The following is a 14,290-nucleotide window of genomic DNA, read 5'->3' as shown; positions in this document are numbered from 1 at the left end:
ATGAATGAGATGTCTCGTGACCGGCGCGGCCGGGTACATCGGGGGGCGGCTGGTCCCCGAACTGCTGGACGCGGGTCATGAGGTCCGCTGCATGGTCCGCTCGTCCGGCCGCGTACGCGACCAGCCGTGGGCCTCCCAGGTCGAGGTCGCCGAGGCCGACGCGACCGACGCCGCGCAGGTGGACAGGGCCCTCGACGGCGTCGACGTGGTCTACTACCTGATCCACACGATGGGCGGCGGCAGGGACTTCGCCGCGGCCGACCGCGAGGCGGCCACCACCTTCGCCGCCGCGTGCGAGCGGGCCGGGATCCGCCGCGTCGTCTACCTCGGCGGCCTGGCACCCGACGGGAAGCTCTCGCCGCACATGAGCTCTCGTACCGAGGTGGGGCAGATCTTCCTGGACAGCGCGGTGCCCGCGGTGGTGCTGCGGGCGGCGATGATCATCGGTTCCGGGTCCGCCTCCTTCGAGATGCTGCGCTACCTCACCGAGCGGCTGCCGGTGATGACCACGCCGCGCTGGGTCTCCACCAGGACCCAGCCCATCGCCATCCGCGACGTCCTGCGCTACCTGGTGGCCTGGGCGAGCGTGACGGAGGAGGTGAACCGCTCCTTCGACATCGGCGGCCCGGACGTGCTCACCTACGCCGACATGATGCGCGTCTACGCCGACGTCGCCGGGCTGACCCGCCGCCTGATCATCCCGGTCCCGCTGCTCAGCCCCGGCCTGTCCAGCCACTGGGTGGGGCTGGTGACCCCCGTGCCGGCCGGGCTCGCCCGCCCGCTGGTGGAGTCGCTGCGCAACGAGGCGGTCTGCGGCGAGCACGACGTCGCCCGCTACGTCCCCGACCCGCCCGGCGGCCTGATCGGGCTGAGGCGCGCGGTCGAGCTGGCCCTGGTGAAGATCAAGGAGGCCGACGTCGCCACCCGCTGGTCCTCGGCCTCCACCCCGGGCGCGCCCAGCGACCCGCTGCCCACCGACCCCGGCTGGGCGGGCGGCAGTCTCTACCTCGACGCGCGGGCCCGCCGGGTGAACGCCTCCCCGCAGCAGCTCTGGGAGGTCGTCGAGGCGATCGGCGGCGAGGCCGGCTGGTACTCCCTGCCCATCGCCTGGCACCTTCGCGGCCTCATGGACCGCGCGGTCGGCGGGGTGGGGCTGCGCAGGGGACGCCGCGACCCCCGGCGCCTGCGGGTGGGCGACTCGGTCGACTTCTGGCGGGTCGAGGAGGTCAGGCCCGGCCGCCTGCTGCGGCTGCGCGCGGAGATGCGGCTGCCCGGCCTGGCCTGGCTGGAGCTGCGGGTGCTCGAGCACGAGGGCGCGACCGTCTACGGGCAGCGGGCCGTCTTCCATCCCCGCGGCCTGTCCGGGCACCTGTACTGGTGGTCGGTCTCGCCCTTCCACACCCTGATCTTCGGCCGGATGCTGCGCAACGTGGCCGCCGCCGCCGAGCACGGCCCGGTCTCGCCCCGCCCGCCCCGGGCCACCGGCGCCGGCCCCCCGGGCGACGCGGCGACGGCGCGGGGAGGTCCTCAGCGGGGCGGCCGGGCCGCCGTGACCAGGCCCGTCTCGTAGGCGACGATGACGAGCTGGGCCCGGTCGCGCGCGGCGAGCTTGCCGAGCAGGCGGCCCACGTGCGTCTTCACGGTCGCCAGGCTCAAAGTCAGGTGGCCGGCGATCTCGGTGTTGGACAGCCCGCGCGCGATCAGCTCCAGCACGTCGCGCTCCCGGCCGGTGATCCCCTCCAGCCCGTGCGCGGCGGGTCGCGCGGGTTCCGGGCGCCGGCAGAACTCGGCGATGAGCCGGCGCGTCACCGTGGGGGCGAGCAGGGCCTCACCGGAGGCGATCACCCGGATCGCGGCGAGCAGGTCGGCCGGCGGGGTGTCCTTGAGCAGGAAACCCCCGGCCCCGGCCCGCAGCGCCGCGTAGACGTACTCGTCCAGGTCGAACGTGGTGAGCATCAGCACGTGCGCCCCGGGCACGCCCGCCGGGCCGCAGATGCGCCGGGTCGCCTCGATGCCGTCCATCTCCGGCATCCGCACGTCCATCAGCACCACGTCCGGCGACTCGGCGCGGGCCAGCTCCACCGCCTCGGCCCCGGTCCCGGCCTCACCCACCGCCACCAGGTCGGGCGCGGTGTCCACCAGCAGCCGGAAGCTGCCGCGGACCAGCGCCTGGTCGTCTGCGACGAGCACCCGGATCACGGCGCCTCCCCGTACGGTATGCGGGCGAGGACGCCGAAGCCGCCCCTCGGGCGGCGCCCGGCGGTGAAGCTCCCGCCGTACACGGCCACCCGCTCGCGCATCCCGATCAGCCCGTGCCCGGGGCCCGCGGGCGGCACCGGCCCGCCCGGGCCGTCGTCGACGACCTCGATCGCGACCTCGTCCCCGGCCTCGCCGCGCGACGTCGTGACCGAGACCCGGCACCGGGCGGGGGCGGCGTGCCGGACGACGTTGGTCAGCGCCTCCTGGACGATCCGGTAGACCGACAGCTCCACCCCCTCGGGCAGCCCGCGGGCCCGCACCTCCAGCTCCACCCGGACCCCGGCCGTCTCCGCCCGGCCGGCCAGGGCGGTCAGATCCGCCAGGCCGGGGGAGGGGAGAAGGTCGGGCGCGGCGTCGAGGTCGGAGCGGAGCACGCCCAGCAGGCGGCGCATCTCGGTCAGCGCGCTCCGGCTGGTGGTCTCGATGACGCGCAGCGCGTCCGCGGCCTCCTCCGGGCGGGCCGCGGCGACGTGGTTGGCGATGCCCGCCTTGACGGCGATCAGGCTCATGCTGTGCGCCACCACGTCGTGCAGCTCGCGGGCGATCCTGAGCCGTTCCTCGGCGACCGCCCGGCCGGCCAGCTGCTCGGCCGACCGTGCCGCGTGGGCGCGCCGCTCGCGCACGGCACGGCCGGCGATCCAGGCGCCGCCCAGGAGCACCACCCCTCCCAGCAGCAGGCCGGGCAGGCGCGCCGCCGGGGACGGGCCGGGGGTGCCCACCGCCGAGAGCAGCAGGACGGCCACCGCGCCGCAGGCGCCGATCGCGAGGGTGGGGTCCCGGCGGAGCCGCGGCCGGGTGAGCGCCACGATGTAGGCCGCGAAGGCCGCCGCCACGAAACCGTCGTGCGTCAGGTCGAGGACGACGCAGGTCAGCGAGGCGGTGAGGACGGCGCAGAAGACGGTGAGCGGCCACAGCCGCCGCACCGCCAGCGGCAGCGTGAACGCCGCCAGCGCCGGGATCCAGGCCCACGCGGGCACGGACGGGTCCGGGGGCCCGCCGTTGATCAGCAGCAGGACGGCCGCGTACCCGGTGGCGGCGAGGGCGTCGAGGCGGACGAGCCGTTTCCGGCTCCAGCGGCGCAGGAAGAGCGAGTCGCCCCCGGTGAGGTCCACGGTGGAACCGTATCCTCCGGGCTCGCGCTCCCGCCTCCACCCGCGGGACGTCATCCTCCGGGCCGACCCCCACGCGACTTACTTTGTAAAGGCGGGTGCCCGGGTTCACATGATCATGAGACGAGGGGGCCGGGGATCACCTGAGAGTACGGGTCAGGTGCTCGGCCAGACCGGTGGAGGCGGCCTGGACCATCCGCAGCACCTCGGCGAAGTCCTCGCGCTCGCCGTTGTACGGGTCGGGCACCTCGGCGTCCTGCGGGGCCGCGGGGTCGAAGGAGCGGAACAGGCGAATGTCCGCACCCGCCGGGGCGAGGTGGCGCAGCGTGCTCAGGTTGCGGGCGTCCATGGCCAGCACCAGGTCGATCCGCTCCCACCAGTCGGGCAGGAACTGCCGGGCACGGTGCTGCGAGCCGTCGTAGCCGTGGTCGGCGAGCATGGCGGCCGCCCGCGCGTCCATCGGGCCGCCGCTGTGCCAGTCGCCGGTGCCCGCGCTGTCGACCGTGACGAGATCCCCCAGCCCGTGGTCGGCCAGGGTCTTCCTCAGCACGATCTCGGCCATGGGGGAGCGGCAGATGTTCCCCAGGCACACCAGGCATATGTGATAGCTCATGCCTCAAGGATGCCGCCTGGCGGGGATGCTCCCGCCTGCCGGCCGGACGGGTCCGCGGGCCAGTTCTCCAGCAGCAGGTGCAGGGCGTCCAGGCCCCGTTCCCACGAGGCCCGCACCTCGCGGGAGTGGCCGAACCCGCCGCCGGCCTCGAGGGTGACGTATCCGTGGAAGGTGCTGCGCAGCAGGCGGCCCGCGTCGGTCAGGTCCGGTTCGACCAGCCGGTACGCGCGCAGCATCGCGTACGTGAGCTCGACGTTGCGGGCGTGGGCCGGGGATCGGGCGAGGACGGCGGGGTCCAGCCGGACCTGGGTCGCCGCGTAGCGGCCGGGGTGGGCCAGGGCGTACTCCCGGTACGCGTCGGCGAACGCGACCATGGCCTCCTTCCCCGAGCGGCCCGCGACCGCCGCGGCGATGCGGTCGGCCAGCTCGCCCGCGGCCAGCAGGGCGATGCGTTCCCGCAGGTCCTGGAGGTTGCGGACGTGCGAGTACAGGCTCGCATCCCTGACCCCGAAACTCCGCGCCAGCGCGGACACGGTGATGTTCTCGAACCCGACGGCGTCCGCCAGCTCGGCGGCCGCCCGTGTCACCCGCTCCGACGTCAGCCCCGCACGCGCCATGCGCCGCTCCTGCTTTCCTAGGATGTATAGGTATTTGCTTAATATATCTAGGAACTGTAGCGTTCCGCGCCGTGCGAGCGGCGTGACAGGGCTGTGACGGACGGCGTGACGGGCGGCGTCCGGGCGGCGTCCGGGCCGGAGGCCGGGTCGCTCCCGGCGAGAGGGGAGACACCATGGAGCACGACGGGGGAGCCGACGAACGGTTCGGGGCCGTCGCGGACGCGTTCCGCCGGAACTTCGACGACCACGGCGAGCTGGGCGCGGCCGTCACCGTGTTCGTCGGCGGGCGCGCGGTCGTCGACCTGTGGGGCGGCGTCGCCGACGAGCGCGACGGCCGGCCGTGGGAGCGGGACACGGTCGTCCCGGTCTTCTCCTGCGCCAAGGGCGTCGTCGCCGTCTGCGCGCACCTTCTCGCCCAGCGGGGACTGCTCGACCTGGACGCCCCGGTGAGCCGGTACTGGCCGGAGTTCGCGCGGGGCGGCAAGGAGGCGATCACCTCGCGCATGGTGCTCGGGCACCGCGCCGGGCTCCCCGTCCTGGACCGCGTGCTGAGCTTCGAGGAGATCGCCGGGTGGACACCGGTGATCCGTGCGATCGAGGAGCAGGAGCCGCTGTGGGAGCCAGGAGGCGCCCACGAGTACCACGGGCACGTCTTCGGCTTCCTCCTGGGCGAGGTGATCCGGCGGATCACCGGCCTCACCCCGGGCGCGTACTTCCGCGAGGCCGTCGGCGACGAGCTGGGCCTGAGGACCTGGATCGGCCTGCCGCGGGACGAGACAGGAAGCCTGGCCCGCCTCGTCGAGGCCGAAGGGCGCCCCGCCATGCCCGGCCCGGAGACGCTGATCATGCGCACGGTGACGATGAACGGGGCACTCGTCTTCCCGGGCCTGGACGAGCCGCACGGCTGGAACGACCCCGCGATGCTCGGCGCGGAGTTCCCCGGGGCCGGTGCGGTCTCCTCGGCGGGCGGCCTGGCCGCGCTGTACGCCGCGGCCGCGACCGGGGTCGGCGGAGCGGGGCGGCTGCTCACCCGGGACACCGTCACCGACGCCGTACGGGAACTGTCGGCCGGGACGTCGTGGTCGGGGTTCCCGGACCTGGGCGCCCGGTGGGGATCGGGCTTCCTGCTCCACGCGCCCCGGTTCCGGCCGATGCTCGGCCGGCGCAGCTTCGGCAACGACGGCGCGGGCGGCCAATTCGCCTTCGGCGACGACGAGTACGGTGTCGGCTTCGGCTATGTCGCCAACCGGATGATCGGCCACGGCGACGGCCGGGCCGCACGGCTCGTCGCGGCGCTGCGGGAGTGCCTGACGGACCGGTGAACCGTACGCCGGCCGAGGGCCGGTCCGGTCGGCGTCACGGGAGTGCCCGTGAGCCGGGCACCGGCCGGAACGCCGGTCCGCCGGTGTCACGGGAGTCCTCGACGGGCCGGTGGACCGCGCGTCGGCCGGTGCGGTCCACGGATGCCGCGGGGGCAGGGCTAGCATGTCGCCCGATGGAACGGCGTCGGGAGGGGCGGGGCGTTGAAGGATCTCGGAGAGGAGCTCCGCGCCTTCTGGCGGGAGCGTCACCTGTGCACGCTGAGCACCGTGCGCGCCGACGGCACGCCGCACGTGGTCCCGGTGGGGGTGACGCTGGACGCCGACTCCGGGATCGCCAGGGTGATCACGTCGGGCGGGTCGCACAAGGTCCGGCACGTGCTGGCGGCGGGTGAGGAAGGCGCGGCCGTCGCGGTCTGCCAGGTGGACGGGCGGCGCTGGTCGACGCTGCAGGGGCGGGCGGTGATCCGTACCGACCCGGAGTCGGTCGCGGACGCCGAGCGTCGCTATGCCGAGCGTTACCGGGTGCCGAGGGAGAACCCCGCCCGCGTGGTGGTGGAGATCCGTGTCACCCGGGTGCTGGGCAATGTCTGACCCGGTGACCGGCCCTGCGACCGGTCCCGTGTCCGGCCCCGCGACCGGTCTCACCGGCCCGGTGACCGAGGCCGTCACCGACCCCGCGACCGGCCCGGTGACCGTGGTCGGGATCGGGGCGGACGGCTGGGCCGGCCTGCCGGAGGCGGCGCGCCGGGAGCTGCACGCCGCCGAGGTGCTGATGGGCGGCGCGCGGCAGCTCGCGCTCGTTCCCGAATCCGGTGCCGAACGGGTGACGTGGCCCTCGCCGCTGCTTCCGGCACTGCCCGGCCTGATCGCCTCCCACCGGGGCCGCAGGATCTGCGTGCTGGCCAGCGGCGACCCCATGTTCCACGGGATCGGCACGACCCTGGTACGGCTGCTCGGCGCCGACCGGGTCCGGGTGCTGCCGCACCCGTCGTCGGCCTCGCTGGCCTGTGCCCGGCTGGGCTGGGCGCTCGACCGGGTCGAGGTGGTCAGCCTGGTGGCGCGCCCGGCCGAGGTGCTGCACCCCGCCGTCCACGACGGCCTGCGCGTCCTGGTCCTCGGCGCCGACGGGCGCACCCCGGCCACGGTCGCCGCCCTGCTCGTCGCCCGCGGGTACGGGGCCAGCTCGGTGACGGTCCTGGAGCGGCTCGGCGCCGCCGAGGAGCGGGTGGTCACCGGCACGGCCGCCGGATGGTCCCTGCCGGCGGCCCACGACCTCAACGTGGTGGCCGTGGAGTGCCGGGCGGATACCGGGACGGTGGCGCTGCCGCGGCTGCCGGGCCTGCCGGACGAGGCGTTCGAGCACGACGGCCAGCTCACCAAGCGGGAGGTGCGGGCGGTCACCCTTTCCCGGCTGGCACCGGCCCCCGGGGAGCTGCTCTGGGACGTCGGCGCGGGGGCGGGCAGCATCGGCGTGGAGTGGATGCGCGCGCACCCGGACAACCGCGCCGTCGCGGTGGAGTCCCACCCCGGCCGCGCGGCGGCGATCGCCCGCAACGCCGCGGCGCTGGGCGTACCCGGCCTGGAGGTGGTGACCGGCGCCGCCCCCGCCGCACTGGCCGGCCTGGAGCGGCCCGACGCCGTCTTCATCGGCGGCGGGGTGACCCTGCCGGGAGTGGTGGAGGCGTGCTGGGAGGCGCTGCGGCCGGGAGGAAGGCTGGTGGCCAACGCGGTGACCGTCGAGTCGGAGGCGGTGCTGGCCTCCCGGCACGGCGAGCTGGGAGGGGAACTGGTGCGGCTGGCGGTCAGCAGGGCCGCCCCGGTGGGAGGGTTCACCGGCTGGCGGCCGATGATGCCGGTCACGATCTGGACGTGCTCGCGGAGTGGGGAAGAGCGATGACGGTGCGTTTCATCGGTGCCGGGCCCGGTGCCGCGGACCTGGTCACCGTACGGGGACAGCGGGCCATCGAGGCCGCGCCGGTCTGCCTGTACGCCGGGTCGCTGGTCCCCCGGGAGCTGCTGGAGTCCTGCCCGCCGGGCGCGCGGCTGGTCGACACGGCCAGGCTGGCGCTGGGGGAGATCGTCGCGGAGATGGTCGCCGCGCACCGGGCCGGGCACGACGTGGCCCGGCTGCACTCCGGCGACCCGTCGGTGTTCAGCGCGATGGCCGAGCAGATGCGGCGGCTGGACGCCGAGGGGGTGCCGTACGAGGTGGTGCCCGGGGTTCCCGCGTTCGCGGCCGCCGCGGCGTCGCTGCGGCGCGAGCTCACCGTGCCCGGGGTGGGGCAGACGATCGTGCTGACCCGCACGTCGGTGCGGGCCACCCCGATGCCCGAGGGGGAGGATCTCGGCACGCTGGGCCGGAGCCGGGCCACGATGGTGCTGCACCTCGCGGTGCAGCACATCGAGGAGGTGGCGGCCGAGCTCGTGCCCAACTACGGCGCCGACTGCCCGGTGGCGGTGGTGGCCCGCGCCAGCCGCGACGACGAGGTGATCCTGCGCGGGACCCTGGACGACATCGCCGCCCAGGTCCGCCGGGCCGGGATCCTGCGGACGGCGGTGATCGTGGTGGGCCGGGTGCTGACCGCCTCGGAGTTCCCCGACAGCCACCTGTACTCGGCCGCGCGCCGCCGTGACTGACCCGCTCCAGACCGCCCGGCCGCGCGGGCCGGGCGGGACCCGGCCGTGCGGGACGAGACCGGACGGATCACGGCCGCGCGGACCGGGCGGGACCCGGTCGTGCGGGACCCGGTCGTGCGGGACGGGGCCGGACCGATCGCGGCCACGCGGACGCGGGCCGGAAGGCGGGCAGGGTCAGCCCGCGCGGCCGACGACGGTGCCGGCACGGTCGATGACCACCACGTCCACGGCCACCGGCGCCTCGCGCAGCACGCCCGCGGCGGTGCGGCGGGCCCCCTCGGCGACCAGGTCGCCCAGCGGCAGGCCCGCCTCCTGGCACAGGTGCAGCGCGTGCAGCGCCGTGTTGGCCTCCAGGACGCGACCGGCCAGGTCCTCGTCCCCGCCCGCGGAGCGCACCAGCCCGGCCAGCATCGCGGGATCGACCTGGGAGCGCCCGGAGTGAAGGTCGAGGTGACCGTCGGCGAGCTTGGAGAGCTTGCCGACACCCCCGGCGATGGTCAGCCGGGGAACGGGGTGCCGCCGCAGGTACTTCAGCACCGCCCCGGCGAAGTCGCCCATGTCCAGCAGCGCGTCCTCGGGAAGCCCGTACAGCTCGGCCGCGACCCTCTCGGAGGTGCTGCCGGTGCAACCGGCGACATGGGTACGGCCCGCGGCCCTGGCCACGTCGATGCCGCGGCGGATGCTGTCGATCCAGGCCGAGCACGAGTAGGGCACCACGATCCCGGTCGTGCCGAGGATCGACAGGCCGCCCAGGATCCCCAGGCGCGGGTTCCAGGTTCTCTTCGCCAGTTCCGCGCCGCCCTCCACGGCGATCTCCACGAACACGTCGCCGCTCCCGCCGTGCCGGGCCGCGACCCGGGCCACGTGCTCGCGCATCATCGCGCGGGGGACGGGGTTGATCGCGGGCTCGCCCACCGGCAGCGGCAGGCCGGGCTTGGTGATGGTGCCGACCCCCGGGCCCGCGCCGAAGACCACCCCGGTGCCGGGGACTCCGTGCCGTACGGTCGAGGAGATCAGCGCGCCGTGCGTCACGTCGGGATCGTCACCGGCGTCCTTGACCACCGCGGCCGTCGCGACGGCGCCGGTGAGCTCCTCGGTGGCCAGCGCGAAGGACGGTTGCCGCCCGCCGGGCAGGGTGATCCGCACCGGGTCGGGGAACTCGCCGGTCAGCAGGGCGGTGTAGGCGGCCGCGGTGGCCGCGGTCGCGCAGGCGCCGGTGGTCCAGCCGTGCCGCAGGGAAGTGCTCATTGTCCAAGCATCCGACGGTACGGGCGGGGAGAGGGGGCGGGGTGGCGAACATCCTGATCCTGGGCGGCACGGACGAGGCCAGGAGGCTGGCCGCCGCGCTGGCCGGACGCGACGGCACGCACGTGGTGTCGTCGCTGGCGGGCCGGGTGCGCGATCCGCGGCTGCCGGTGGGCGAGGTGCACGAGGGCGGCTTCGGCGGCCCCGGCGGGCTCGCGACCTGGCTGGTGGAGCGGGGGATCGACACGGTGGTGGACGCCACGCACCCGTTCGCGGCCCGGATGACCGCCTCCGCGGTCGAGGCGACGGCCCGGACCGGCCTGCCGTTGCTGATCCTGCGCAGGCCGGGCTGGCAGGCCGGGCCCGGTGACGACTGGCGCCGGGTGCCGTCGCTGGAGGCCGCCGCCGCGCTGCTGCCCTCGCTGGGGGAGCGGGTCTTCCTGACGACCGGCCGCAGGAGCCTGCCGGTCTTCGCCGGCCTCGACGACCACTGGTTCCTGGCCCGGTCGGTGGACCCGCCCGAGCCGCCGATGCCGCGCCGCACGGAGGTGCTGCTCAGCCGGGGGCCGTTCACCGTGGAGGGGGAGACGGCCCTGATGCGCACCCACCGGACAGACGTGCTGGTGACCAAGGACAGCGGCGGTGAGATGACCACGGCGAAGCTGCGGGCCGCCCGCGAGCTCGGCCTGCCGGTCGTGGTCGTGGACCGCCCGCCCGCGCCCGCGGGGGTGCCCGCGGTGGGGGACGTGCCGGCCGCGCTCGCCTGGCTGGACGGCGCGGCCGTTCCCGGAGGAACCGGAGGAACCGGAGGAACCGGAGGAAGAGGTCATGCCGGGTAGCGCCGGGGGGTGAAGACCACCCGGCCGCCGTCCCGTTCGGTGACCCGGGTGGTGGAGGAGCCCACCAGCAGCAGGCAGCGCATGTCGACCGCGTCCGGGTCCAGGTCGCCGAGGGTGGTGACGGTCACGCTCTCGGCGGCGCCGCCGACGTCACGGCCGATGACCACGGGCGTGTGCGGCGCGCGGTGCTCCAGCAGCAGGTCGCGGGCCGCGGCCACCTGCCAGGTACGGCTCCGGGAGGCCGGGTTGTAGATCGCCAGGACGAGATCGGCCCGCGCGGCGGCGCTGATCCGCCCGGCGACCACCTCCCACGGCTTGAGCAGGTCCGACAGCGACAGCACGCAGTAGTCGTGGCCCAGGGGAGCCCCGGCCCTGCTGGCGACCGCGTGCGCCGCGGTCAGGCCGGGGAGCACCCGGACCGGCACGCCGGTGAACCTCGGCTCGCACGCCACCTCCAGCACCGCGCTGGCCATCGCGAAGACCCCGGGATCGCCCGAGGAAACCACCGCCACCCGCGACCCGGCCGCGGCCAGCTCCAGCGCGTGCGCGGCCCGCTCGGCCTCCACCCGGTTGTCGGTGGGGTGGCGGCGCTGGCGCGGGTTGGGTGGGACGCGGTCGAGGTAGGGGCCGTACCCGACGAGCTCGTCGACGGCGGCCAGTGCCTCCTGCGCCTCGGGGGTCAGCCAGGGCCGCCCGGCCGGGCCGAGCCCGACCACCACCACCTCGCCGCGCGCCCGGCCCGCGACCGGTGCCGTGTCCACGGACGGCGTCGGGATCGGGATCGGGGACGCGGCGACGGCCCCGGGGGCGGGGACGGGAGCGGGAGGGGCCGCGTTGACCGGGCTGGGGATCAGCGCCAGCGAGAAGTACGGGACGCCGTCCGGGTCGACCTCGGCCAGCGGGGCGATGCGCTGCTGCCCGGTGGTGGCGCGCTCGACGTACCACGCCTCGTCCAGGCGCCCGGCCTCGGCGAGGGCGTCGCGGACCTTGGTGAAGGTACGGCCGAGCTTCAGCACCGCGGCCGAGTCGGTGGCGGCGAGACGCTCGGCGAGCACCTCGGCCGGGAGCGTCCCGGGCAGCACGGTCAGCACCTCGTCGCGCTCGACCAGCGGGCGTCCCAGCACGGCCGAGGCACCGCTCACCGAGGTCACGCCCGGCACCACCTCGGTGGTGTAGCGGTGCGACAGGCGCTTGTGCATGTGCATGTACGAGCCGTAGAAGAGCGGGTCGCCCTCGCACAGCACCACCACGTCGCGACCGGCGTCCAGGTGGGCCGCGAGGCGCTCGGCGCAGTCGGCGTAGAAGTCGTCGATCGCCCCCTGGTAGCCGCCCGGATGGTCGGTGGTCTCGGTGGTGAGCGGGTAGATGAGGGGTTCCTCGATCCGGCCCTCGCGCAGGTAGGGGGCGGCCACCGAGCGGGCGATGCTCCGGCCGTGGCGGGCGCTGTGGAAGGCGATCACGTCCGCCTCACCGATCAGGCGGGCGGCCTTGACGGTCACCAGCTCGGGGTCACCCGGCCCCAGTCCCACTCCCCACAGCCGTCCGGTCGCGCGTACGGTCACGTCGTCGCTCACTCTTCCTCGCTCGCGATCGCGTTGACCGCGGCGGCGGTCATCGCGCTTCCACCCCGGCGTCCGCTCACGACCAGGTACTCCAGGTTCGCCGGATGCTCGGCGAGGGCCTGCTTGGACTCGGCGGCGCCGATGAAGCCGACCGGGACGCCGAGGACGGCGGCCGGGCGCCCGGCACCCTGCTCGACCATCTCCAGCAGCCGGAACAGCGCGGTGGGCGCGTTGCCGATCGCGACCACGGACCCCTGGAGCCGGTCGCGCCAGAGCTCCAGGGCGGCGGCGCTGCGGGTGGTGCCCAGCTCCGCGGCGAGCTCCGGCACCCGGGGGTCACCGAGCGTGCAGATCACCTCGTTGCCGGCGGGCAGGCGGCGACGGGTCACCCCGGAGGCGACCATCATGGCGTCGCAGAGCACCGGCGCGCCCGCGCGGAGCGCCTCGCGGGCCGCCGGCACCACCCCGGCCGACCAGCGCAGGTCGTCCACCAGGTCGACCATCCCGCAGGCGTGGATCATGCGGACCGCCACCCGGGCGACGTCCGCGGGGAGCGCCTCCAGGTCGGCCTCGGCGCGGATGGTGGCGAAGGAGCGGCGGTAGATCTCCGCGCCGTCGCGGACGTAGTCGATCACAGTTCCCCTCTGGCGGCCGTCACCGCGGCCGCGGTCTCCTCGATGCCCGAGCAGGTCAGGCCGGTGCCGTCCAGCTCCAGGCGGTAGCCGTGGCCGGTGGCGACCACGTCGGCGACCCGCCCCTTCGGGCGGCCGCAGCGTCTGGCGCACCCCGCCCAGTGCACCGGGAGCGTATCGGTGCGGGACGCGTGCCGGGCGGGCGGGGCCAGGGCGACGACGGCGGTCGCGTCGGCCCGCACGTCGGCCAGGGACTTGGCGCAGCCGGGACGTCCGGCGCAGGCCGTGACGCCGATCCACGGCGAGCCGGGGTCGACGACCAGGCCGGCGGCCCGCAACCGGCCGGCCGCGTCCACGGCCTCGGTACGGGTCAGGCCGGGCAGGACCACGCCTCTCCAGGGGGTCAGGCGGATGTCCCCGCCGGAGGCGACGTCGGCCAGCACCTCCGCCTGGGCGGAGGTCAGCCGTCCCAGGGGCACCGCCACCCCGAGCGCGACCCGCGCGGGATCGCTCCGGGCGGTGCCGGGGGGTGCGGCGGCGCCGATGAGCCCCACGGGCCCGAGCGCCACGGGCCGCGGCCGTACCGGCTCGGAGGGGGGCGCCTGCACGGTGCGATCCGCGGTGGGGTCCGGGCCGAGGGCGGCCGATACGCGGGCGGCGACCAGCGCGGGCCCGTCGGGGAGCTCGGAGATCCGCCAGGCGGTGACGTCCCGGGCGGCCAGCTCGTCGAGGAACGCCTCGGCGGCGGCGAGCAGGGCGGTCACGGCCTCGTCCGTCCCGACGCGCAGGCCGGTGTCGGTCCCGGCGAGGAGCAGCGCGAACCGGTCCGGCCCGGCGGCCAGGACCGCCGCGTCGGCGCCGAGCCCGGCCACGTCGCCGCGTCCGTCGTCGAGGGCGAACATGAACCGGCCGGGCAGGGCGGCCAGTGCGGGCCGGGCGCACAGTCGCCGGTCCAGCTCGCCGATCAGCGGGGTGACGTCGGTGACCCCGCCGCCACCGGGACCGTCCAGGCCGGTCAGCGGGGAGGCGAGGATGTTGCGGACCCGCTCGTGGGTGGCCGAGGGCAGCAGTCCCGCCCGCGCCATCCGCGCGGCGAACCCGTCCTCCGGGACGCCGTTCCCGGCACCGTCGTCACCGCCGGGACCCTCGTCGTCGGCGCCGGTCGCCGGGTCGTCTCCGGAGACGTCCCGCGTCCGGTCGTCGTGGGCGAGGCCGCGTACCTGCACGTTGGCCCGGGAGGTGAGCTCGACGGCGCCGTCACCGTGACGGCGCGCCGCCGCGGCGAGTTCGCGCAGCTGGGCGGGGGTGAGCCGGCCCCCGGGCACGCGGACGCGGGCCAGGCCGCCGTCGGCGGCGGCGTGGACCTGAAGCGCTCCGGGACATGCGTCAGGCCGTGATCGTCCGTGAAAGTCGGCAATGTCCACTCACGGGATGCTAGTGCCAGTTTCTTGCGGG

General features: G+C 75.8%; 14 protein-coding genes. 6 read left to right on the top strand and 8 right to left on the bottom strand.

From position 1 onward, the window contains the following. Positions 1-4 precede the first annotated feature (4 nt). Complete coding sequence (locus ABD832_RS40195) at positions 5-1,570, top strand: SDR family oxidoreductase (RefSeq protein WP_344907553.1); 1,566 nt, start codon at positions 5-7, stop codon at positions 1,568-1,570. Here the strand turns inward: ABD832_RS40195 and ABD832_RS40190 are convergent. The 4 genes from ABD832_RS40190 to ABD832_RS40175 all read right to left on the bottom strand — a co-directional run bounded on the left by ABD832_RS40190 (position 1,528) and on the right by ABD832_RS40175 (position 4,598). Next, positions 1,528-2,199 (bottom strand): response regulator, encoded by a 672-nt coding sequence (locus ABD832_RS40190; protein ID WP_344907550.1) that lies wholly within the window; start codon positions 2,197-2,199, stop codon positions 1,528-1,530. The two genes, ABD832_RS40195 and ABD832_RS40190, sit on opposite strands and share 43 nt — an antisense overlap. After that, positions 2,196-3,371: a sensor histidine kinase gene (locus ABD832_RS40185; RefSeq protein WP_344907547.1), complete on the bottom strand. Its 1,176-nt coding sequence runs from the start codon at positions 3,369-3,371 to the stop codon at positions 2,196-2,198. Before ABD832_RS40185 ends, ABD832_RS40190 begins: the two co-directional genes overlap by 4 nt. Positions 3,372-3,507: 136 nt before the next feature. After that, entirely contained in the window at positions 3,508-3,981 is a 474-nt protein-coding gene (locus ABD832_RS40180) for a low molecular weight protein-tyrosine-phosphatase (protein WP_344907544.1), read from the bottom strand. After that, positions 3,978-4,598, bottom strand: coding sequence for a TetR/AcrR family transcriptional regulator (locus ABD832_RS40175; RefSeq protein ID WP_344907541.1), 621 nt, complete (start codon positions 4,596-4,598; stop codon positions 3,978-3,980). Before ABD832_RS40175 ends, ABD832_RS40180 begins: the two co-directional genes overlap by 4 nt. Before the next feature lie 173 nt (positions 4,599-4,771). Between ABD832_RS40175 and ABD832_RS40170 the strand changes: the two genes are divergently transcribed. From ABD832_RS40170 to cobM, 4 genes are all read left to right on the top strand, one after another. Beyond that, entirely contained in the window at positions 4,772-5,920 is a 1,149-nt protein-coding gene (locus ABD832_RS40170; protein WP_344907538.1) for a serine hydrolase domain-containing protein, read from the top strand. A 201-nt stretch (positions 5,921-6,121) separates the two neighbouring features. Next, entirely contained in the window at positions 6,122-6,511 is a 390-nt protein-coding gene (locus tag ABD832_RS40165; protein WP_344907535.1) for a pyridoxamine 5'-phosphate oxidase family protein, read from the top strand. Then, positions 6,504-7,817, top strand: coding sequence for a precorrin-6y C5,15-methyltransferase (decarboxylating) subunit CbiE (cbiE, locus tag ABD832_RS40160; protein WP_344907532.1), 1,314 nt, complete (start codon positions 6,504-6,506; stop codon positions 7,815-7,817). The genes ABD832_RS40165 and cbiE overlap by 8 nt, the downstream gene beginning before the upstream one ends. Continuing rightward, a complete protein-coding gene (gene cobM, locus ABD832_RS40155; RefSeq protein WP_344907529.1) occupies positions 7,814-8,557 on the top strand; it encodes a precorrin-4 C(11)-methyltransferase in 744 nt (247 codons plus the stop codon). Before cbiE ends, cobM begins: the two co-directional genes overlap by 4 nt. Positions 8,558-8,731: 174 nt before the next feature. On the opposite strand, the gene ABD832_RS40150 is transcribed toward cobM, so the two are convergent. Then, positions 8,732-9,805, bottom strand: a complete 1,074-nt coding sequence (locus ABD832_RS40150; protein WP_344907526.1) for a cobalt-precorrin-5B (C(1))-methyltransferase — start codon at positions 9,803-9,805, stop codon at positions 8,732-8,734. Positions 9,806-9,846: 41 nt separating this feature from the next. Between ABD832_RS40150 and ABD832_RS40145 the strand changes: the two genes are divergently transcribed. Beyond that, entirely contained in the window at positions 9,847-10,641 is a 795-nt protein-coding gene (locus ABD832_RS40145; protein ID WP_344907523.1) for a cobalt-precorrin-6A reductase, read from the top strand. Here the strand turns inward: ABD832_RS40145 and ABD832_RS40140 are convergent. The 3 genes from ABD832_RS40140 to ABD832_RS40130 are packed head-to-tail and all read right to left on the bottom strand — an operon-like array spanning position 10,629 to position 14,259. Continuing rightward, entirely contained in the window at positions 10,629-12,215 is a 1,587-nt protein-coding gene (locus ABD832_RS40140) for a precorrin-2 C(20)-methyltransferase (protein ID WP_344907520.1), read from the bottom strand. The genes ABD832_RS40145 and ABD832_RS40140 overlap by 13 nt on opposite strands. Beyond that, on the bottom strand, positions 12,212-12,838 hold the full coding sequence (locus ABD832_RS40135; protein WP_344907517.1) for a precorrin-8X methylmutase: 627 nt from the start codon (positions 12,836-12,838) through the stop codon (positions 12,212-12,214). Before ABD832_RS40135 ends, ABD832_RS40140 begins: the two co-directional genes overlap by 4 nt. Continuing rightward, a complete protein-coding gene (locus tag ABD832_RS40130) occupies positions 12,835-14,259 on the bottom strand; it encodes a precorrin-3B synthase (protein ID WP_344907514.1) in 1,425 nt (474 codons plus the stop codon). Before ABD832_RS40130 ends, ABD832_RS40135 begins: the two co-directional genes overlap by 4 nt. Positions 14,260-14,290 lie beyond the last annotated feature (31 nt).

The organism is Streptosporangium longisporum (assembly GCF_039534895.1).
GTDB lineage: Bacteria > Actinomycetota > Actinomycetes > Streptosporangiales > Streptosporangiaceae > Streptosporangium > Streptosporangium longisporum.
The sequence above is the reverse complement of the archived record's forward strand: the minus strand, read 5'-3'. Positions and strand labels throughout refer to the sequence as shown.